We start from the raw sequence: 20,859 nt of genomic DNA, 5'->3' as shown, positions 1-20,859 counted from the left end.
TGGCGTGTCCCGTTCCGGAACTTCCGCAAACCCCGTCCTCACCTGCGCAAACGTGGTTCGCAACGGTGCAAGTGGGGCGGTTTCTCCCCGATGTCGCGCGTTGAACATCGGGGAGAGACCTGCCTACCTTCTGAATCGCTCGCCACCGCGGGCTCCTTCGACCGCATCGCCGAATCCTGCCGGCGGACGGAGGGAACACACGTCGCGTAAGCGCCGAAGGCAGGAGCGGGGGAACCAAGGTAGGCGCCGGGAACGGCCGTTGAGAGACGGTCACGAACCGGCTAGGGGTTAAGACGTGCGCTAGGTCGCACGGCCGGGCAACTCATCCGCCCGAACCCGACAGCTCACCTCGAAGGCGTCGGTGAGGAGAAATCCATGCTGCTTTCCGGCAAGGGCAAGCACCGCCGCGGCTCCAAGGCCGTCCGTATCGTCACGCTCGCCGGTGTCGCCGGTGTCGCCGTCGCCGCCCCGCTGATGACCGCGGGTGCCGCGAGCGCCGCCACCGCCTCCGAGTGGGACAAGGTCGCGTCCTGCGAGGCCGGTGGCAACTGGTCCATCAACACGGGCAACGGCTACTACGGCGGCCTGCAGTTCTCGTCGTCCACGTGGGCGGCGTACGGCGGCAAGGCGTACGCCTCGCAGGCCAACCAGGCCAGCAAGTCCCAGCAGATAGCCATCGCCGAGAAGGTCCTCAAGGGCCAGGGCAAGGGCGCCTGGCCGTCCTGCGGCGTCGGCCTGTCCAACTCCTCCTACAACGGCGGCGGCTCGACCACCACGCCCGCCAAGCCGAAGCCGGAGACCCCCAAGCCCGCGAAGCCGGCCACGCCGAAGCCGACCGCGCCGAAGACGCAGACCCCCCGCGACGAGGCCCCGGTGACCCGCTCCGAGCGCACCGAGACCCCCGCGCCGACGAAGACCGAGACCTCGACCGAGGCCCCCAAGACGGGCAACGGCTCCTACGTGGTCAAGTCGGGCGACACCCTCGGCTCCATCGCCAAGGCGAACAACGTCAAGGGTGGCTGGGAGAAGCTCTTCGAGCTGAACAAGGACATCGTCAAGGACGCGAACCTGATCTTCCCGGGTCAGAAGCTGCACCTCGGCTGAACCTTCGGGTAACAGCACCCCCGCACCACCCGCCGCCCGGCGCGCCGTTCGCGCGCCGGGCGGCGGCATGTCCCGGCCCGGGGCCCGGCTGATCAAGAGTCGTATGTCCTGGATGAAGGGTATTCGGGCCCTTTTTCGTCCCAGGACCCGGGCGGTCGGCCGGTCGACCGGCCCGATCCGGTTAGGCTCTAGTCGGCAAGGCCGTCCCGCGGCCTGACACACCACCGCACACCCAGCGTCACATCCCAGAAGGAGATGCTCGTGCCCTCCATCGACGTCGTCGTAGCCCGGGAAATCCTGGACTCCCGAGGCAACCCCACGGTCGAGGTCGAGGTGGGCCTCGACGATGGCAGCACCGGCCGTGCTGCCGTTCCGTCCGGCGCCTCCACCGGTGCGTTCGAGGCCATCGAGCTGCGTGACGGCGACCCCAGCCGTTACTTCGGCAAGGGCGTCGAGAAGGCCGTCCTCGCCGTCATCGAGCAGATCGGACCGGAGCTCGTCGGCTACGACGCCACCGAGCAGCGCCTGATCGACCAGGCCATGTTCGACCTGGACGGCACCGACAACAAGGGCTCCCTCGGCGCCAACGCCATCCTCGGCGTGTCCCTGGCCGTGGCCCACGCCGCGTCCGAGGCCTCGGACCTGCCGCTCTTCCGCTACCTCGGCGGCCCGAACGCGCACCTGCTGCCCGTTCCGATGATGAACATCCTCAACGGGGGGTCGCACGCCGACTCCAACGTCGACATCCAGGAGTTCATGATCGCCCCGATCGGCGCGGAGTCCTTCTCCGAGGCGCTGCGTTGGGGTGCGGAGGTCTACCACACCCTCAAGAAGGTCCTGCACACCAAGGGCCTCTCCACCGGTCTCGGCGACGAGGGCGGCTTCGCCCCGAACCTGGAGTCCAACCGCGCCGCGCTCGACCTCATCGTCGAGGCCATCAAGCAGGCCGGCTACGTCCCGGGCAAGGACATCGCGCTGGCGCTCGACGTCGCCGCGTCCGAGTTCTACAAGGACGGCAAGTACGAGTTCGAGGGCCAGTCCCGCTCGGCCGCCGAGATGACCGAGTACTACGAGGAGCTCGTCTCCGCGTACCCGATGGTCTCCATCGAGGACCCGCTGTACGAGGACGACTGGGCCGGCTGGAAGACCCTCACCGACCGCCTGGGCTCCAAGGTCCAGATCGTCGGCGACGACCTCTTCGTCACCAACCCCGAGCGCCTCGCCCGCGGCATCGAGGAGGGCTCCGCGAACGCCCTGCTCGTCAAGGTGAACCAGATCGGTTCGCTGACCGAGACCCTCGACGCCGTCGAGATGGCCCAGCGCAACGGCTTCAAGTGCATGATGTCGCACCGCTCCGGCGAGACCGAGGACGTCACCATCGCCGACCTCGCCGTCGCCGTGAACTGCGGCCAGATCAAGACCGGCGCCCCGGCCCGCTCGGACCGCGTCGCCAAGTACAACCAGCTGCTGCGCATCGAGGAGATCCTCGACGACGCCGCCGTGTACGCGGGCCGTTCCGCGTTCCCGCGCTTCAAGGGCTGACGGCTCCCGGGCGAAGGCCGCGCCTAGCCTCCGTACGTCCCCGCACTCGGTCCCGTACCGTGGGCGGGGACGTATTGCGTACTGCGCACAGGGGAGGCGGGGCGATGGCCGGGAACCGTGATCGGTTCTCCACCTTCTCGACGGCGACCAGGCTCAAGGAGCTCGGCGAGCGGACCGCGGCGCACGTCTACCGCTCCCAGTCGCGCCGTCACATCCGCCGCAGCCGGCTGACGGGCCGTGCGGCGCTGCTGGTGCTCGTCCTCTGTACCCTGGTCGTCGCCCTCGCGTACCCGATGCGCCAGTACGTCTCCCAACGCTCGGAGATCGCCGACCAGCAGCGGGGCGCCCACGACGCGCGCAAGCGCCTCGACGAGCTCCGCGACGAGAAGGCCCGCTGGCAGGATCCGGCGTACGCGGAGCAGCAGGCGCGCGAGCACCTGCACTTCCTGCGCCCGGGGGAGATCGGCTACATCATGACCGACCCCGGTTCCGGGGCCGCGGAACACCGCCGCGGCGGCCAGGCCGGTGCCGACCGGCCCTGGTACTCGAACGTCTGGGACGGGGTCGACAAGGCCGACCGCCCGGGCGAGTGATCCCGCAACCCACCCACGAGAACGAAGAGACTTCCTCCAGGCATGCAGACGCCCCCGCCCCAGACCGACCGGACCGAGCCGACCGACGCCGACATCGAGGCCTTCCAGCAGCAGCTCGGCCGCCCCCCGCGCGGGCTGCGCGCGATCGCGCACCGCTGCCCCTGTGGTCAGCCGGACGTGGTCGAGACCGCCCCCCGGCTGCCCGACGGCACGCCCTTCCCGACGCTGTTCTATCTGACCTGCCCGCGCGCCGCCGGTGCGATCGGCACGCTGGAGGCCAACGGCGTGATGAAGGAGATGCAGGCCCGGCTCGCCGAGGACCCGGAGCTGGCCGACGCCTACCGGGCCGCGCACGAGGACTACCTCACCCGCCGCGACGCCATCGAGGTGCTCCAGGGCTTCCCGAGCGCGGGCGGCATGCCCGACCGCGTGAAGTGCCTGCACGTGCTGGTCGGCCACTCCCTGGCCGCCGGCCCGGGCGTGAACCCCTTCGGCGACGAGGCCCTGGCCATGCTGCCCGAGTGGTGGGCCAAGGGCGCCTGCGTCACCCCGTGCGCGGAGCGCAAGGAATCCGACGCGTGATCCGGGTCGCGGGCATCGACTGCGGTACGAACTCCATCCGCCTCCTCGTCGCGGACCTGGACCCGAGCACCGGCGGGTTCACCGAGCTGGACCGCCGGATGATCGTCGTCCGGCTGGGCCAGGGCGTGGACAAGACCGGCCGGTTGGCCCCGGAGGCCCTGGAGCGCACCTTCGCGGCCTGTCGCGAGTACGCCGCCGTGATCAAGGAGCTGGGGGCCGAACGGCTCCGCTTCGTGGCCACCTCGGCCTCGCGCGACGCCGAGAACCGGGACGAGTTCGTCCGGGGCGTCCTGGACATCCTGGGCGTCGAGCCCGAGGTGATCTCCGGGGACCAGGAGGCGGAGTTCTCCTTCACCGGCGCCACCAAGGAGCTGACCGGTCGCCAGGACCTGGAGCGGCCCTTCCTGGTCGTGGACATCGGCGGCGGCTCGACCGAGTTCGTGGTCGGCGAGGAGCACGTGCGCGCCGCCCGCTCCGTGGACGTGGGCTGCGTCCGCATGACCGAGCGCCACCTGGTCGTGGACGGCGAGGTCACCGACCCGCCCACCGCCGAGCAGGTCGCCGCCATGCGCGCCGACATCGAGGCGGCCCTCGACCTGGCCGCCGAGACGGTGCCGCTGGCCGAGGCCCGCACCCTGGTGGGCCTGGCCGGCTCGGTCACCACGGTGGCCGGGATCGCGCTGGGGCTGTCGGAGTACGACAGCGAGGCGATCCACCACGCCCGGATCTCCTACGACCGGGTCCGCGGGATCAGCGACCGGATGCTCACCGCCACCCACGCCGAGCGCGCCGCGATCCCCGTGATGCACCCGGGACGGGTCGACGTGATCGGTGCGGGCGCCCTGGTGCTCGTCGCGATCATGGAGCGGACCGGCGCCGCGGAGGTCGTGGTCTCGGAGCACGACATCCTCGACGGCATCGCGTGGTCCCTGGTCTGACCGACGCACGGCTGAACGGCGGCGCCCCGGTGGGTTCACCGGGGCGCCGCCGTCGTGTGCGGCAGGTGCTCCGGCGGATGCCGATCCGGAGCCGGTGGAGGCCCTTTCCCGGTCGGCCGAACCGGTCCGCAGGGGCTGTTCGGTGGCCCTTCGGAGGCCTTCCGGGGGTCGAAAGGCCCGTCGTCCACATGAACTTCGTGAAGTTCTTCACAAGGAAAAGAGGTCCGTTGGGGCGAGGAAGGGGCCCTTCGGGGCCGATCCGGGGGTCGAGAGGCCGTTTCGGCGGGTGTTTGTGCGATGAACGGAGGCTGCGGGTTTCGTATCGGAGGTAAGAACGAACCCGGGTGGTCCACTCCGCTTGAGGGCCTGGAGGCCAGTTCAGGACGGGTGAACAACGACTCCCGTTACACAGTGGTTCCCGTTGCGCGGCATGACTTGAGTCACGTGGGCCGCGCAGTGTAGCAGAGGCCTCACGACACCTTGTGAAGGGGCTCACGAGCGTCACCCCCAGGGGTGCTGGATACTCGTTCCATGAGCACCACGGAGCGTCCCAGGATCCTCGTTGTAGGAGGTGGGTACGTAGGCCTGTACGCAGCCAAGCGCATCATGAAGAAGATGCGCTACGGCGAGGCGACCGTCACGGTCGTCGACCCGCGCTCGTACATGACCTACCAGCCCTTCCTCCCCGAAGTGGCCGCAGGCAGCATCTCGCCTCGGCACGTCGTCGTACCGCTGCGACGCGTGCTGCCCAAGGCAGAGGTCCTCACCGGCCGGGTCACGAACATCGACCAGGACCGCAAGGTCGCCGTCGTCACGCCGCTGGTCGGCGAGGCGTACGAGCTGCCCTTCGACTACCTGGTGATCGCGCTCGGCGCCGTCTCCCGCACCTTCCCGATCCCCGGCCTCGCCGAACAGGGCATCGGCATGAAGGGCGTCGAAGAGGGCATCGGCCTGCGCAACCACGTCCTCGAGCAGCTCGACAAGGCCGAGTCCACGACGGACGAGAACGTCCGCCGCAAGGCGCTCACCTTCGTCTTCGTCGGCGGCGGCTTCGCCGGCGCCGAGACGATCGGCGAGGTCGAGGACATGGCCCGCGACGCCGCGAAGTACTACACCACCATCAAGCGCGAGGACATGCGCTTCATCCTGGTGGACGCGGCCGACAAGATCCTTCCCGAGGTCGGGCCCAAGCTCGGCACCTGGGGCAAGGAGCACCTCGAGTCGCGCGGCATCGAGATCTACCTCAACACCTCCATGGACTCCTGCGTGGACGGCCACGTGGTGCTGAAGAACGGCCTTGAGGTCGACTCCAACACCCTGGTGTGGACCGCGGGCGTCAAGCCCAACCCGGTCCTGGCCCGCTACGGCCTCCCGCTCGGCCCCCGCGGCCACGTGGACGCCGAGCCGACCCTCCAGGTCAAGGGCACGGACTACATCTGGACCGCCGGCGACAACGCCCAGGTGCCGGACCTCGCCGCCCGCAAGGCCGGCGTGGAGAACGCCTGGTGCCCGCCGAACGCCCAGCACGCGCTGCGCCAGGCCAAGGTCCTCGGCGACAACGTCATCTCGGGCATGCGGGGCTTCCCGCAGGCCGAGTACTCGCACTCCAACAAGGGTGCGGTGGCGGGCCTCGGCCTCCACAAGGGCGTCGCGATGATCGTCATGGGCAAGATGAAGATCAAGCTCAAGGGTCGGCTCGCCTGGTACATGCACCGTGGCTACCACGGCATGGCCATGCCGACCTGGAACCGCAAGATCCGCGTCTTCGCCGACTGGACCCTCGGCATGTTCCTCAAGCGCGAGGTGGTCTCCCTGGGAGCCCTCGAAACCCCGCGCGAGGAGTTCTACGAGGCCGCCAAGCCGGCGCCGGCCCCGGCCGCCGCCGCAGCACCCGCCGAGAAGGCCAAGGCTTCCTGACCCGGGTCTGACCGGACAACTCCAGCACGGCCCGAAGGGGCCGCCCGCCATCCGTGGTGCGGGCGGCCCCTTCGGCATGCCGCGGGCCCCGAGTGGGTAGGCCGTTCCGTCGGAACGTATCGGAGGTGACCCGAGATGACCGACGCCGCGCCGCGGCTGGCCGCCCTCGCCGAGACCCTGCTCGGTGCCCCCCTGCCCGTCCGGATACGGGCGTGGGACGGGAGCGAAGCGGGTCCGAACGACGGCCCCACCCTGGTACTGGCCCACCGCCGCGCCCTGCGCCGGGTGCTGTGGAAACCGGGCGAGCTGGGACTGGCCCGCGCCTGGGTCGCCGGAGACCTCACGGTCGAGGGCGACCTGTTCGAGCTGCTGGACCGCGTCGGCGGCCTGCTGTGGGAGCGCGCGCCCGCCGGGACGTCCGCCGAGCCCGTTCCCGCCGCCCTTACCGGCCCGGCCAAATTCGCCGCCCTGCGTCCCCTGCTGCCCGCGCGGGCGGCCGGAGCCGTCGGTACGGCCGCGCTGCTGCGCGACCCCGTCGCACGGGCGGCCGTACGGGACCTCGTCACCCTGGCGCGGCCCTGGCCCGCGCCCGCCCCGCCGCCCGAGGAGGCGGTCCGCCAAGGCGGCCCGGCCCACACCAGGGGCCGCGACCGGCAGGCCGTCAGCCACCACTACGACGTCGGCAACGCCTTCTACGAGCACGTCCTCGGCCCCTCCATGGTGTACTCCTGCGCCTACTGGAGCCCCGGCTCCACCCTGGAGGAGGCCCAGCACGACAAGCTCGACCTGGTCTGCCGCAAGCTCGCCCTGCGCCCGGGCGACCGGCTCCTCGACGTGGGCTGCGGCTGGGGCTCCATGGCCCTGCACGCCGCCCGCGCCCACGGCGTCCGGGTCACCGGCATCACCCTCTCCGGGGAACAGGCCGCCCACGCCCGCAAGCGGATCGCCGAGGAGGGACTGACCGACCGGATCGAGATCCGCGTCCAGGACTACCGGGACGTCAAGGACGGCCCCTACGACGCCATTTCCTCGATCGGCATGGCCGAACACGTCGGCGCCGAGCGCTACCGCGAATACGCCCGCACCCTGCACGCCCTGCTGCGCCCCGGCGGCCGACTCCTCAACCACCAGATCGCCCGGCCCCCGGAGCCCGACGAGACGGCCCACCGGATGGACGAGTTCATAGAGGCGTACGTGTTCCCCGACGGGGAGCTGTCCCCGCTCGGCACCACGGTCGGCGAACTGGAACGGGCCGGCTTCGAGGTCCGCGACGTGGAGGCCCTGCGCGAGCACTACGCCCTCACCCTGCGCGCCTGGGTGGCCCGGCTGGAGGAGCACTGGGAGGAGGCCGTACGCCTCACCTCGCCCGGCCGGGCCCGCGTGTGGCTGCTGTACATGGCGGCCTGCGCGCTCGGCTTCGAACACGGCCGCCTCGGGGTCAACCAGGTCCTGGCGGTCCGCCCCGACGGGGGCGCCTCGGGCCTGCCCCTGCGCACCCGCGCCTGGGGCGGGTAGGCCGCCGGTACGCGCGGACGCCGAAGGGCCCCGGGGCGGATGCCCCGGGGCCCTTCGGCGTACCGTTCCCGCACCGTCCCCGCGGCTACTCGGTCTTGATGGCGGTCAGCATGTTCAGCCGCGCGGCGCTGCGGGCCGGCCACATTGCGGCCAAGGCGCCGACGATGCCGGCGAGCACCATGAAGATCGCGATCCGGTCGAAGGGGACGACCAGGGCGTAGTTCGGGATCGAGCCCTTGATGGTCTCGCCGACGGCCCAGGCGATGAAGGTGCCGAGGACGACGCCGATCACCGCTCCGAAGAGCGAGATCACGATGGCCTCCAGGCGGATCATGTTCTTGACCCGGCCGCGGTCCAGGCCGATGGCCCGCAGCATGCCGATCTCCTGCGTCCGCTCGTAGACGGACATGGCCAGGGTGTTGACGACGCCGAGGACCGAGATGATCAGCGCCATGGCGAGCAGGCCGTACATGATGTTCAGGGCGGTGTTGATCATGCCGCCCATCTCGTTGCGGATGTCCTGCTGGGTGGCGAAGGTGATCGCCGGGTTCTTGCCGAGGGCGTCGACCAGGGCGGTTTCGGCCTTGTCGGAGACACCGCCGTCCATCTTGACGTAGACCTCGCGGACGTACTGGTCCTCGCCGTGCCCGTTGAGGACCTTGTAGTCGATCACGTAGGGGGAGAGCATGCCCTCCATGTCCTTGTAGACCGCTCCGACCTTGAGGTCGGCCTTCTTGGTGTCCTCGAAGGTCACCTTCAGGGTGGAGCCGACCGACAGGCCCTGGTCCTTCGCGGTCTTCTCGGCGACCGCGACCTCGCCCTGGGCGAGGCTCGACAGCCGGCCGCCGACCACGTCGAAGTTGAGGAGCCGGTCGATGGTGGCCGGGTCGACGCCGGAGACGGACTGGAACTCCTTGCCGTCGCCGGTCCGGAAGTAGCCGGCCTGCTGGGGCGAGACGGCCTGGACGCCCGGGGCCTTCCGCAGGGCCGGGACCACCGAGGGGTCCATGCTGCCGAAGCTGTCGCCCATGGAGACCTTGTAGTCGGCCCTGAGGTTGTCCGTGGTCATCCGGTCGATGGCCTTGCCCATCGTGATGCCCAGCACCGACAGCGCGGTGACCAGGGTCAGGCCGATGGCCAGTGAGGCGGCGGTCACGGCGGTGCGGCGCGGGTTGCGCACCGCGTTCTGCGCGGCCAGCTTGCCGGCGACGCCGAACACCTTCTGCAGCAGCGGGCGGACGGCCGCGATGACCGGGCGGGAGAGGGCCGGCAGCAGGATGATGATGCCGATCATCGTGAAGAAGGCGCCGGCGCCGATCAGCGTCTTGCCGTCCTTGCCGGTCAGCGCGCCGCCCAGGATCGCGAGCAGACCGAGCAGGGTGATCGCCCCGCCGATGCTGTTGCGCAGCACCAGGGACTTCGCGGTGGCCGGCAGGTGGGCGCTGCCCATGGCGGCGACCGGGGCGATCCTGGCGGTGCGGCGGGCCGGCAGCCAGGCGGCCAGCATGGTGACGACGACGCCGATGCCGATCGCGGCGACGACGGTGAGCGGGGCGACGACCAGCGGACCGGCCGGGATCTTGGCGCCGAAGGCGCCCATCGCGGAGCGCATGCCGACGGCGAGGCCGACACCGGCGAGCAGACCGACGGCGGAGGAGACCACGCCGACGACCAGGGCCTCGGCGAGGACCGAACGCTTGACCTGGCCGCGGTTGGCGCCGACGGCGCGCAGCAGCGCCAGCTCCTTCGTGCGCTGGGCGACCAGCATGGTGAAGGTGTTGTAGATCAGGAAGACGCCGACGAAGAGCGAGATCAGCGCGAACACCAGCAGCATCTGGTTCATGCTGTTCATCTGTTGGCTGATGAACTTGGCCTGCTCGGCGGCGAGCTGGGCGCCGGTCTGGGCGGTGGCGTCCTTGCCGACGATCGGCTTGATCTCGGTGAGCAGCCGGTCGGCGGAGGCGCCGGCCGCGGCGCTGACCGAGAGCTCGTCGTAGAAGCCGGGCTGGAGGTACATCCGCTGGGCGGTCGCGGTGTCGAACAGGGCGAGCGAACCGCCCGCGTTGACCGCGCCGTCCTCCGTGGTGAAGATGCCGGAGAGGGTGTACTCCTGGGCCGGACCCTTGCCGGCGACCCGGACCTTGTCGCCGACCTGGTAGGCGCCGCGTTCCGCGGTGTCCTTGTCGAGGGCGACCTGACCGGCGGCGGCCGGACCCTTGCCGGTGGTGAAGGCGTAGCGGGGGTCCTTGCCGTCCTTGAGGGGGACGAAGTTGGCCCCGGTGTTGGACCAGCCGTTGCCGATCAGCTTGCCGTCCTGGTCGCCGACGGCGGCGAAGCCGTGGACGCGGCCGGAGGCGAGGCCGACGCCGTCGAGCGCCTTGACCTTGTCGAGGGTGGCCTGGCTGATGCCGGGCTCGCCCTCCTTCTTGCCCTCCTCGTCGCGGGCGGGGCCGTTGGAGGTGACCGAGACGGCCACGCCGTCGAAGCTCTTGGCGGACTGGTTCGACATCGCCTTGCCGACGGTGTCGGTGAAGACGAGGGTGCCGGAGACGAAGGCGACGCCGAGGACGACGGCGAGCACCGTCATCAACAGCCTGGCCTTGTGCGCGAGCACGTTGCGCAGGGCGGTACGGAACATGGTGGAGGAGTCCAGGGGGTAAGGGGTCAGCGGGGACGGCGAGGGGCGGTCCCTCAGCTGGTGCGGCCCTTGGCGTCGAAGGCCTTCATCCGGTCGAGCACGCCGTCGGCGGACGGGTCGACCATCTCGTCGACGATGCGGCCGTCGGCGAGGAAGATCACGCGGTCCGCGTAGGAGGCGGCGACCGGGTCGTGGGTGACCATCACGACGGTCTGGCCGAGTTCGCGGACGGAGTTGCGCAGGAAGCCGAGGACCTCGGCGCCGGAGCGCGAGTCCAGGTTTCCTGTGGGCTCGTCACCGAAGATGATCTCGGGGCGGGAGGCCAGGGCGCGGGCGACGGCCACGCGCTGCTGCTGGCCGCCGGAGAGCTGGGTCGGGCGGTGGGACAGGCGGTCGGAGAGGCCGACCATCTCGATCACGTTGTCCAGCCACTGCTTGTCGGGCTTGCGGCCCGCGATGTCCATCGGCAGCGTGATGTTCTCCAGGGCGGTCAGGGTCGGCAGCAGGTTGAAGGCCTGGAAGATGAAGCCGATCTTGTCCCGGCGCAACTGCGTCAGCTGCTTGTCCTTGAGGGTCCCCAGCTCGGTCTCGCCGATGCGGACCGAGCCCGAGGAGAAGGTGTCCAGCCCCGCGACGCAGTGCATCAGCGTGGACTTGCCGGAGCCCGAGGGGCCCATGATCGCGGTGAACCGGCCCCGGCCGAAGTCGACGGAGACGTTGTCCAGCGCGACCACCTGGGTCTCGCCCTGGCCGTACACCTTGGACAGTTGGACGGCACGCGCCGCCACGGCCTGGGTGACGGGCGGGGCGTAGTTCATGGCGGTCACGGAGGACTCCTGTCGAGCGGCTGCTGCGGTGGGGCGGGACCCTTCCATCCTCGCGGCGCCCGTCGCGCGGCGGATCAGCCGCGGTGCCCGTTCCGAGGCCCACTGGAGTCTGACCGCGAGGACCCGCGCCTCCTCCTTTGGTATGACCGGCGTCCCGCCGGAGTCAGGGTCGGGGCCCCTCGCCGGAGGATCGCCACAGCCTCGCCGGAGCGCTGGTGGAGGCCGGATCGAGGGGGTGGCCCGGGGTGGCGGGAGGCGGCGAAATCCCGTCAATCCCGCGGGGGCCGAGAGCCTTGCCCGGAACGGTGCCCACCGTGACTTATCGTCCCTGACGCCCCCTCAATCGCCAATAAAATCAGACAACATCGGATAGACGCCCGTCTGCGACGAAGGGTGTTCCGGATAGGCTCATGACAGCGTTCAAAGCTTTTCCACGGGGGCCCCGCTGCGCCTTGCCCGGATGGTGGAATGCAGACACGGCGAGCTTAAACCTCGCTGGCCCTCGGGCCGTGCCGGTTCAAGTCCGGCTCCGGGCACTCCGCAGCGCCTCACCTCGAAGGACTCCCCGGCGGCGCCCGATCCCGCGGCCGCCCCACACGGCGTTGCCGCGCCTCCCTCCGAAGATCCTCCTTCAGCAGTACGGTGCTTTCTTTGCGACCGCATTACTCTGGAGGACAAGGCTGCGCACGGTGGCCACGGAGGAGTGAGATGAGGAGCAGTAACCCGGTCTTCTCGCGACGGGGGTTCAGCCGCGACAACGGCGGCTACGCGGGCTTCGAGGCGCAGCACGCGCAGGCCGGGACCGCGACCAACCCGTACGCGACGAATCCTTACGCCACCGACCCGGCCACCGGGATGCCATCGGCTCCGGTCAACGCCGGCGCGATGACCATGGACGACGTCGTGAGCCGTACGGCCATGACGCTCGGCACCCTGATCGTCACCGCGACGATCTCGTGGATCGCGCTGCCCGTCGACCCGGCGAACCTCAACAAGTCGTACGGCATCGCCATCGGCGCGATGATCGTGGCGTTCGTCTTCGCGATGATCCAGTCCTTCAAGCGCAAGGCCTCCCCGGGCCTGATCCTGGCCTACGCGGCCTTCGAGGGCGTCTTCCTCGGTGTGATCAGCGCGGCGACCAGCACCTACCTGAGCCCCGGCGTGGTCATCCAGGCGGTGATGGGCACGATGTGCGTCTTCGCCGGCGTGCTCTTCGCCTACAAGATGCGCTGGATCCGCGTCACGCGCCGCTTCACCGGCTTCGTGATGGCCGCCGCCATGGGGTTCCTGCTCCTGATCGTGGTCAACCTGCTGTTCTCGGTGTTCGCGGGCGGCGACGGCCTCGGCTTCCGCAGCGGCGGCCTCGGCATCCTCTTCGGTGCCATCGGCATCATCCTGGGCGCCTGCTTCCTCGCCTTGGACTTCAAGCAGGTCGAGGACGGCATCGCCTACGGCGCACCGCGCGAGGAGGCCTGGCTGGCGGCCTTCGGCCTCACCACGACCCTGGTGTGGATCTACATCGAGATGCTTCGCATCTTCCAGATCCTCTCGGGCAACGACTAGCCGGACCGCCTCACGGCATCCGCCGTCCACAGCATGGGGAAGGCCCCGCGAGCACAGTGCTCGCGGGGCCTTCCCGCGTTCGGGCCGTCGCGCGCCGTCAGCCGAACCGGCGTGCGGCTCTGCGCAGGTCGTACTCGTGGATGATCGCCTTGGCCTGGCCGTACGACAGCTCGTGCGCGCCGAGCAGCCAGCCGACCTTCTCCTCGAACCGGACGAGGGAGGGGCCTTCGTCGACGGTGCGGAGCCAGTCGGAGAGTCCACGACCGGTGGTCAGGGGGATTCTGTCGATCATGTTGCGGTGGGTCTGCTCGGAGAACTCTACGGACATGGGCGCCTCCGGTGGTGTCGCCGTGCTGTTCCCTTCACGTCACCGTGCCGGCGCGTTCGCCCGTTGGCAATGGTGCCGGGGCGGCGCGTAAGGTCGGCCGGGTGCTCGATACCTCACCCCTGAACGCCGTCGTGGAACGTTTCGCGGACCGGCTCCGGGCCGCCCCGCAGAGCTGTCTGACGCGCGGAGCCGCGGCCGAGGCGCTGGAGCTGGCCCGGGAGCTCGCCGTACGCGCACAGCGGCTGGAGGACCCTTCGGGGGCGGCTCCGGCGCGAGAGGTGCCCGACGAGGGGATCTTCCTCGTCGGGGATCAGGTCGCGGTGACGGGCCTGGACCTCGCCGAGGCGCTGCGCGGCGCGCCGGCCGCCGGGAACGACGCGAAGGCCCCGTCCGAGGTGCTGGACGAGGCCGTGGCGCTGGTGGAGCGGGCGGAAGTCAGAGCGATGCGATGACGCGGTCGGCGAGGATGTAGACGTTGCCGTCCGGGCCCTCGGCGTCACCGCAGGAGAAGGTCAGGGCGTAGGCGCCCGAGATGCCCGAGCCGCCCAGCAGGACGGGCGCGGTACCGGCGCGCAGGGCGTCCGCGAGGCGCTCGGCGGTCTCCCGGTGGCCCGGGGTCATGCAGAGCGTGGTGCCGTCGGTGAAGACGTACACGTCCAGGGTGCCCAGCGGGCCGGGGCGGACGTCCGCGAGGGCCGTACGGGCCTCCGCGAGCTCCTCCAGCCGGCTGACCGTGCGCTCGTGGTCGGCGCCCGAGTAGGAAGGCTGGACCGGGACGAAGTCCGGGTGCGAGGGATGGCGCCGGCGGGCCGCGGCCAATTCGGCCGAATCCTCCGGGTAGTCGTCGACCAGGTCCTCGCCCAGTACGGGCTCCAGGCCGACCATGTCGGCCTGCCGGGGCAGGAACAGCGGGCCGTCCTCGCCCAGGCCGGGCAGGCCGCCCAGCAGCGAGGGCGCGTCGGCCGCGTCCCGGGCCTCCTGCGCGGCCCAGAAGGCCCGCGCCTCGGCCAGCTCGCGCTCCCGCTCCTCGGCGAGGGCCTCGGCCACGGCGGCTCGTATCTCGGCGGCGGGGGACTCCACGGCGCCGCGGGCGTGCGGAACGGTCGCGACGCGCGCGTGCGCCGACACGGCCAGCTCACCGCGCAGGGCCGTGACCTGCTTGCGCAGTCCGTGTACGGCGTGCAGCGCGGCAGCGCCCACGGCCGTGGCAGCGGCCGTGGTGAGTAGCAGGGCAAGAGGCATGGCGCTCACTGACTAACTCCTGGTTCATTCGATCCCCCGACTTCCTACATCAGCTTGACCTCCGCTGGGAATGGCGTGCAGTGCATTACGTCATGAATTGGACAGGCCTTTGGGCCCTGCGGGCTCGGGGTGGCCCCTTCTGACCTGGGCAAATGTCGAACCCCCAGGACAAAGGTCACATCCTGGGGGAGATTAGGTCACAGGTCGGCCGCGAGGGGATTAGAAGCGGCGTCAGTACGACGTGTGGGCCGAGGGGAATCCCAAGGGGCGCGCGGGCCCCGCCGTGATCGCGTCGCGAACCCCCTACTTTCCGCGACGACGGGCCTTGTGAACTGGGTCACACGACCCGGGGCGGGGCGGGGAGGGCGGGGGCGACCTCGGGCGCCCTCACCCCTCCCCCTGACCCGGTCGCGCTAGCTGAGGCGCTCGATGACCATCGCCATGCCCTGGCCGCCGCCCACGCACATCGTCTCCAGGCCGAACTGCTTGTCGTGGAACTGCAGGCTGTTGATCAGGGTTCCGGTGATGCGGGCACCGGTCATCCCGAAGGGGTGACCCACCGCGATGGCCCCGCCGTTGACGTTCAGCTTGTCGAGGGGGATCTCCAGGTCCCGGTACGACGGGATGACCTGGGCCGCGAAGGCCTCGTTGATCTCGAACAGGTCGATGTCGCCGACCGTCAGACCGGCCCGCTTGAGGGCCTGCTTCGACGCCTCGACCGGGCCCAGGCCCATGATCTCGGGGGAGAGGCCGGTGACGCCCGTCGAGACGATGCGGGCCAGCGGGGTCAGGCCCAGCTCGCGCGCCTTGGTGTCGCTCATGACGACCAGCGCGGCGGCGCCGTCGTTCAGCGGGCAGCAGTTGGCCGCCGTGATCAGGCCGTCGGGGCGGAAGACGGGCTTGAGGCCCTGGACGCCCTCCAGGGTGACCCCGGCGCGCGGGCCGTCGTCCGCGGAGACCACCGTGCCGTCCGGGGCGGTGACCGGGGTGATCTCGCGCTCCCAGAAACCGTTCTTGATGGCCGCCTCGGCCAGGTTCTGCGAGCGGACGCCGAACTCGTCCATGTCCGCGCGCGTCACGCCCTTGAGGCGGGCCAGGTTCTCCGCGGTCTGCCCCATCGCGATGTACGCGTCCGGGATCAGGCCGTCCTCGCGCGGGTCGTGCCAGGAGGCGCCCTCGCTCTGCGCCACCGCGGCCGTACGGGCCTCGGCGTCGGCGAAGAGCGGGTTGTGGGTCTCGCGGATGTCGGAGGAACCGTGGACGGAACGGGAGACCATCTCGACGCCCGCCGAGATGAACACGTCGCCCTCGCCGGCCTTGATCGCGTGCAGGGCCATGCGGGAGGTCTGGAGGGAGGAGGAACAGTAACGGGTGAGCGTGAGGCCCGGCAGGTGGTCCATGCCCATCTGTACGGCCACGATCCGGCCCAGGTTGCTGCCCTGCTCGCCGCCCGGCAGGCCGCAGCCCAGCATCAGGTCGTCGATCTGGCGCGGGTCCAGCTCAGGGATCTTGGCCAGCGCGGCCTGCACGATCGTGGCGGTCAGATCGTCCGGCCGGAAGTCCTTGAGGGACCCCTTGAAGGCCCGTCCGATGGGGGAGCGGGCGGTGGAAACGATGACGGCTTCGGGCATCGGGACTCCAAGGGGGTGCGTCGTTGCGGGACCGCAAGCGAAGTTACCGCCCCGTACGGTCGAGGTCACCGCCGCGGACGTGTGATCCGGGTCGCTCGTGCCCGGCGGGGCGCCGCGCCCCGCCCGGCCGGCGCGCTCCCGTCAGGCCGCCACGTCCTCGGCCGGGACCCGGCGGCGCCGGCGGTGTTTGAGCAGGGCCCACGGGCCGCGGCCCGCCGTGACCTCGGTGCCGGGCTCGCCGGCCGCCGCGGAGGCGGCCTTGGCCACCGGGAGCATGTCCTCGTCGCGGGAGACGTCCAGCCGGTCCGCGTCCGGCCACAGGCCGAGCGTGGCGCACAGCGTCGGCAGGACGGCCATCGCCGCCGTCGCGTACCCCTCGGCGGACGGATGGTAGGAGTCCGGGCCGAACATCTCGCGCGGGTTCGCCGCGAACTCCGGACCGAGGAGGTCGCCCATCGAGAGCGTACGGGCGCCCAGCGCCAGCACCCCGATGGTCTGCGCCGCCGCCAGCTGCCGCGAGACCCGGCGGGCCAGCCACCGCAACGGTTGGTAGACCGGCTCGATCGTGCCCAGGTCCGGACAGGTGCCGACCACCACCTCGGATCCCGCGAGCCGCAGCCGGCGCACCGCCGAGGTCAGCAGCCGCACCGACTGGGTGGGCGGCATCCGGCGCGTCACGTCGTTCGCGCCGATCATGATCACGCATACGTCCGGCGGCGGCGCGTCCCCGTCCAGCAGCAGCCCCACCTGGCGGTCCAGGTCGTCAGACATCGCCCCCGACAGCGCCACGTTCCGCAGGACGACGGGCCGCTCGGCCACCGCGGCCAGCCCCGAGGCCAACAGCGCGCCCGGGGTCTGCCGGGCGCGCCGCACCCCCAGCCCGGCCGCCGTCGAGTCGCCCAGCATGCCCATCCGCAGCGGGCCCGGACTCTGCTCCGGCCCCGCGAACTCGCCGCCGTACAGGCCGTCCGCGCGCGGCGGGTCCGGCAGGCCGTGGCCCACCGTCCGCTTCGCGAACTGCATCTCCGCCAGCACCAGCCCCACCGCGGCGACGCCCACCAGTCCCAGCCCGCCACCGCCGTACGCCGCGCCCGCCGCGATGCGGCGGGCCGTCCTCGCCCTGGACACCCTTCGGGCCACCTCGCTTCCCTGTCCGGCCTCGTTGACCTTCCTGCCCCGTGGGCACGGTCCGCCAATCCCTTTCCGCATACTCTGACCGGACCTCCCGGAGAACCCGTGGAGTCCCCTCCTTGGAGAACATGGTGCAATTCCACGACTCGATGATCAGCCTCGTCGGCAACACCCCGCTGGTGAAGCTCAACCGTGTGACCGAAGGCCTCCGGGCCACCGTCCTTGCGAAGGTCGAGTACTTCAACCCCGGCGGGTCCGTGAAGGACCGGATCGCCGTGCGGATGATCGAAGCCGCCGAGCAGAGCGGTGCCCTCAAGCCCGGCGGCACCATCGTGGAGCCGACCAGTGGCAACACGGGTGTCGGACTCGCCATCGTGGCCCAGCAGAAGGGCTACAAGTGCATCTTCGTCTGCCCTGACAAGGTGTCCACGGACAAGATCAACGTGATGCGCGCGTACGGCGCCGAGGTCGTGGTCTGCCCGACCGCCGTCGACCCCGAGCACCCGGACTCGTACTACAACGTGTCGGACCGCCTGGCGCGCGAGCCCGGCGCCTGGAAGCCCGACCAGTACAGCAACCCGAACAACCCCCGTTCGCACTACGAGACCACCGGCCCCGAGCTGTGGGACCAGACGGACGGGAAGATCACCCACTTCGTCGCGGGCGTCGGCACCGGCGGCACCATCTCCGGCACCGGCGGCTACCTCAAGGAGGTGTCCGGCGGCAAGGTCAAGGTCATCGGCGCCGACCCCGAGGGCTCGGTCTACTCCGGCGGCTCCGGTCGCCCGTACCTCGTCGAGGGCGTCGGCGAGGACTTCTGGCCGAGCGCCTACGACCGCAACGTCACCGACGAGATCATCGCGGTGTCCGACAAGGACTCCTTCCAGATGACCCGCCGCCTCGCCAAGGAGGAGGGCCTCCTCGTCGGCGGCTCCTGCGGCATGGCCGTGGTCGCCGCGCTGCGCGCCGCCGAGGGCCTCGGCCCCGACGACGTGGTCGTCGTCCTCCTCCCGGACAGCGGTCGCGGCTACCTCAGCAAGATCTTCAGCGACGAGTGGATGGCCGGCCACGGCTTCCTGGAGGAGGCCGGTCCCGCCGCGCGCATCGGCGACGTCCTCGCCGACAAGGAGGGCGGCATCCCCTCCCTCGTCCACATGCACCCCGAGGAGACCGTCGGCGAGGCCATCGAGGTCCTGCGCGAGTACGGCGTCTCGCAGATGCCCATCGTCAAGCCGGGCGCCGGTCACCCGGACGTGATGGCCGCCGAGGTCATCGGCTCCGTGGTGGAGAAGGAACTCCTCGCCGCCCTCTTCGCCCAGCGCGCCTCCCTCGGGGACCCGCTGGAGAAGCACATGAGCGCGCCGCTGCCGAAGGTCGGCTCCGGTGAGCCCGTGTCCGAGCTGATGGCGGTCCTGGGAGAGGCCGACGCGGCCATCGTGCTCGTCGAGGGCAAGCCCACCGGCGTCGTCAGCCGCCAGGACCTCCTGGCGTTCCTGGCCAAGGGCGCCAAGTAACGGCACGTCGCGCCCGCGACGCGCAAACGGTACGGGCCCGACACGTGACGGCAGCACCGGCTTAACACGGCTCCCGCACAGTGGTGGTTGTCGGCGGGGAACACCGGGGCACCGGGAACCGGCCGACACCACGCACGGCGTCGACGTACTTCCGGAGCGGCTCCCGGACCGCGTTGGCGCTCAGGACGCGGAACGGCCCTGACCCGGCCCGTGTCCCAGCGGGAACCGCCGTCGTCCCGCCCCCCGGGCAACCGGGGGTGCGGCGGTTCCCGCTCATTTCTCTTTCCGGGCCGGCTTGGCCCGACCCGATGCGCCCGTTCCTCGTGGGCCCCGTCGGACCCGTCGGACCGTCGGCTACGCGTCGGCGTCGCGGCGGAGGAAGTCCTTGCGGGCGTGGACGAAGTTGACGCCCAGGATGCCCAACCAGCACACGATCAGGCCGCTGAGGTGCGCCTGGGTCGCGGCGATGGCCGACAGGGGGACGGCCAGGACCAGCGTCACGATCGCGAAGCCGAAGCGCTCCCCGAAGTTGCCCACGGCGGCCGCGGCCGGGTCCGAGCCGCCCCGGGCGTACTGCAGGCGCTCCTCGGCGAGGCGCCGCCTGACCTGGGTCTCGACCTTCTCCACGAAGGAGTCGACGAGCGCGGCCTCGTACTCGGGCCCCAGCTCGCGCCGGGCGTCGAGGGCGGCGCCGAGTTCCTTCTTGAGTTCCTGGGCCTGCGGAGAGTGCTCTGTCATGCCCCCACCCTAGGAACGCGGGCACCCCCCGGCACTGGGGCTGGCCCCCGTATCCCCGTACCCCCGCGTCGTCCCGGATCGCGGGCGCGGCTTGCCCAGCTGCATAAGTCGATGCAGAGTGCACCGTGACTGAATATCTCACCGGGGACGGGACGGAGGGGACGGCCATGAGCGACGGCACGGCCGCACGGCTGCAGAAGCTGTTCGAGGGGCACCGGCTGACGCCGACGCAGCGGCGGATCGCGCACTGCATGGTGCGCGGCGCGGCGGAGGTGCCCTTCCTGTCGAGCGTGGAACTCGCCGAGTTGGCCGGGGTCAGCCAGCCCTCGGTGACCCGCTTCGCGGTGGCCCTGGGGTTCGACGGGTACCCGGCGCTGCGCCGGCACCTGCGCGAGGTGGCGCCCGCCGGACGCTCCGAGGACGGGCCCGAGGACACGTACAACGAGTACCAGCAGGCCGTCCGGGGCGAGATCGAGAACCTGCGCCGGCTCGCCGCCATGCTCGCCGATCCGGCGCCCGTGGAGGAGGCCGGTCGGATCCTCGCCGCATCCCGGCCGCTGCCGGTGCTCGGGCTGCGGGCGGCGTCCTCGCAGGCGCGCGGGTTCGCGTACTTCGCGGCGAAGGTGCACCCGGACGTACGGCTCGTCGACGAGGGCGGCTCGATGCTGGAGGACCGGATCGACGCCGCCCTGTACGACGGCGCGAGCGCCCTGCTCTGCTTCGCGCTGCCCCGCCATCCCCGCGAGGTCGTGGACACCCTGGAACGGGCCCGCAAGGCCGGGCTGACCGTGGTCACCGTCGCCGACTCGGCCTTCGCGCCCGTCGCCCGCCACTCCGACCTGCTGATCCCGGCGCCGGTCGGTACCGGGCTCGCCTTCGACACGGCGTGCGCGCCGATGCTGCTGGGCCGGGTGCTGCTGGAGGCCATGGCGGACGCGCTGCCGGACGCGCAGGCCCGCCTGGAGGCCTTCGACGCCCGGGCGGCGGCGCGCGGGCTGTTCGTGGAGTGAGCGGGGTGGGCCGGGGGAGCCGCGTGGGCCGGTCGCCCGCCGGGGC

General features: G+C 71.2%; 18 protein-coding genes, 1 tRNA gene and 1 riboswitch. Of the genes, 12 read left to right on the top strand and 7 right to left on the bottom strand.

What is annotated here, in order from left to right:
- Positions 1-201: 201 nt before the first annotated feature.
- A riboswitch (cyclic di-AMP (ydaO/yuaA leader) is annotated at positions 202-373 on the top strand.
- Between the two features lie 2 nt (positions 374-375).
- The 7 genes from ACIOD1_RS25105 to ACIOD1_RS25075 all read left to right on the top strand — a co-directional run bounded on the left by ACIOD1_RS25105 (position 376) and on the right by ACIOD1_RS25075 (position 8,191).
- Entirely contained in the window at positions 376-1,104 is a 729-nt protein-coding gene (locus tag ACIOD1_RS25105) for a transglycosylase family protein (RefSeq protein WP_365620915.1), read from the top strand.
- 255 nt (positions 1,105-1,359) lie between these two features.
- A complete protein-coding gene (eno, locus tag ACIOD1_RS25100; RefSeq protein WP_365620912.1) occupies positions 1,360-2,646 on the top strand; it encodes a phosphopyruvate hydratase in 1,287 nt (428 codons plus the stop codon).
- Between the two features lie 104 nt (positions 2,647-2,750).
- Positions 2,751-3,239, top strand: coding sequence for a septum formation initiator family protein (locus tag ACIOD1_RS25095; protein WP_365620910.1), 489 nt, complete (start codon positions 2,751-2,753; stop codon positions 3,237-3,239).
- Between the two features lie 42 nt (positions 3,240-3,281).
- Positions 3,282-3,821, top strand: coding sequence for a DUF501 domain-containing protein (locus ACIOD1_RS25090; RefSeq protein ID WP_365620907.1), 540 nt, complete (start codon positions 3,282-3,284; stop codon positions 3,819-3,821).
- On the top strand, positions 3,818-4,759 hold the full coding sequence (locus ACIOD1_RS25085) for an exopolyphosphatase (protein ID WP_401904727.1): 942 nt from the start codon (positions 3,818-3,820) through the stop codon (positions 4,757-4,759). The genes ACIOD1_RS25090 and ACIOD1_RS25085 overlap by 4 nt, the downstream gene beginning before the upstream one ends.
- A gap of 531 nt (positions 4,760-5,290) precedes the next feature.
- Positions 5,291-6,676, top strand: coding sequence for an NAD(P)/FAD-dependent oxidoreductase (locus ACIOD1_RS25080; protein ID WP_365620901.1), 1,386 nt, complete (start codon positions 5,291-5,293; stop codon positions 6,674-6,676).
- 135 nt (positions 6,677-6,811) lie between these two features.
- Positions 6,812-8,191 (top strand): cyclopropane-fatty-acyl-phospholipid synthase family protein, encoded by a 1,380-nt coding sequence (locus ACIOD1_RS25075; RefSeq protein WP_365620898.1) that lies wholly within the window; start codon positions 6,812-6,814, stop codon positions 8,189-8,191.
- A gap of 85 nt (positions 8,192-8,276) precedes the next feature.
- Here ACIOD1_RS25075 and ACIOD1_RS25070 read toward each other — a convergent pair whose 3' ends face one another.
- Complete coding sequence (locus tag ACIOD1_RS25070) at positions 8,277-10,829, bottom strand: FtsX-like permease family protein (RefSeq protein WP_365620895.1); 2,553 nt, start codon at positions 10,827-10,829, stop codon at positions 8,277-8,279.
- A gap of 53 nt (positions 10,830-10,882) precedes the next feature.
- The gene (locus tag ACIOD1_RS25065; RefSeq protein ID WP_365621266.1) at positions 10,883-11,647 is read right to left on the bottom strand and encodes an ABC transporter ATP-binding protein; all 765 of its coding nucleotides are present in this window, start codon (positions 11,645-11,647) and stop codon (positions 10,883-10,885) included.
- A gap of 463 nt (positions 11,648-12,110) precedes the next feature.
- On the opposite strand from ACIOD1_RS25065, the gene ACIOD1_RS25060 reads away from it, so the two are divergent.
- Both ACIOD1_RS25060 and ACIOD1_RS25055 read left to right on the top strand, forming a co-directional pair.
- Positions 12,111-12,192: transfer RNA gene (locus ACIOD1_RS25060), tRNA-Leu, on the top strand.
- 172 nt (positions 12,193-12,364) lie between these two features.
- Positions 12,365-13,219 carry a Bax inhibitor-1/YccA family protein gene (locus ACIOD1_RS25055; RefSeq protein ID WP_365620892.1) on the top strand — a complete coding sequence of 285 codons (855 nt, stop codon included), beginning with the start codon at positions 12,365-12,367 and terminating at the stop codon, positions 13,217-13,219.
- A 97-nt stretch (positions 13,220-13,316) separates the two neighbouring features.
- Here the strand turns inward: ACIOD1_RS25055 and ACIOD1_RS25050 are convergent, their stop codons facing one another.
- Positions 13,317-13,547 carry a DUF4287 domain-containing protein gene (locus ACIOD1_RS25050; RefSeq protein ID WP_365620889.1) on the bottom strand — a complete coding sequence of 77 codons (231 nt, stop codon included), beginning with the start codon at positions 13,545-13,547 and terminating at the stop codon, positions 13,317-13,319.
- A gap of 101 nt (positions 13,548-13,648) precedes the next feature.
- Here ACIOD1_RS25050 and ACIOD1_RS25045 point away from each other — a divergent pair, with 101 nt between their 5' ends.
- A complete protein-coding gene (locus ACIOD1_RS25045; RefSeq protein ID WP_401904724.1) occupies positions 13,649-13,999 on the top strand; it encodes a hypothetical protein in 351 nt (116 codons plus the stop codon).
- Here the strand turns inward: ACIOD1_RS25045 and ACIOD1_RS25040 are convergent.
- From ACIOD1_RS25040 to ACIOD1_RS25030, 3 genes are all read right to left on the bottom strand, one after another.
- A complete protein-coding gene (locus ACIOD1_RS25040) occupies positions 13,983-14,789 on the bottom strand; it encodes a hypothetical protein (RefSeq protein ID WP_401904864.1) in 807 nt (268 codons plus the stop codon). The genes ACIOD1_RS25045 and ACIOD1_RS25040 overlap by 17 nt on opposite strands.
- Before the next feature lie 413 nt (positions 14,790-15,202).
- Positions 15,203-16,420, bottom strand: coding sequence for an acetyl-CoA C-acetyltransferase (locus tag ACIOD1_RS25035; RefSeq protein WP_365620883.1), 1,218 nt, complete (start codon positions 16,418-16,420; stop codon positions 15,203-15,205).
- Between the two features lie 141 nt (positions 16,421-16,561).
- Positions 16,562-17,560: an SGNH/GDSL hydrolase family protein gene (locus ACIOD1_RS25030; protein ID WP_401904721.1), complete on the bottom strand. Its 999-nt coding sequence runs from the start codon at positions 17,558-17,560 to the stop codon at positions 16,562-16,564.
- Positions 17,561-17,682: 122 nt separating this feature from the next.
- Between ACIOD1_RS25030 and ACIOD1_RS25025 the strand changes: the two genes are divergently transcribed.
- On the top strand, positions 17,683-19,065 hold the full coding sequence (locus ACIOD1_RS25025; RefSeq protein ID WP_365621260.1) for a cystathionine beta-synthase: 1,383 nt from the start codon (positions 17,683-17,685) through the stop codon (positions 19,063-19,065).
- 354 nt (positions 19,066-19,419) lie between these two features.
- Here ACIOD1_RS25025 and ACIOD1_RS25020 read toward each other — a convergent pair whose 3' ends face one another.
- On the bottom strand, positions 19,420-19,803 hold the full coding sequence (locus ACIOD1_RS25020) for a hypothetical protein (protein WP_365620877.1): 384 nt from the start codon (positions 19,801-19,803) through the stop codon (positions 19,420-19,422).
- A gap of 167 nt (positions 19,804-19,970) precedes the next feature.
- On the opposite strand from ACIOD1_RS25020, the gene ACIOD1_RS25015 reads away from it, so the two are divergent.
- Positions 19,971-20,813: a MurR/RpiR family transcriptional regulator gene (locus ACIOD1_RS25015; protein WP_365620874.1), complete on the top strand. Its 843-nt coding sequence runs from the start codon at positions 19,971-19,973 to the stop codon at positions 20,811-20,813.
- The last annotated feature ends 46 nt before the right edge of the window (positions 20,814-20,859 follow it).

Origin of the sequence: Streptomyces sp. NPDC088097 (genome assembly GCF_044741845.1) — a bacterium.
GTDB lineage: Bacteria > Actinomycetota > Actinomycetes > Streptomycetales > Streptomycetaceae > Streptomyces.
This window is presented reverse-complemented; position numbering and strand designations above follow the sequence as displayed.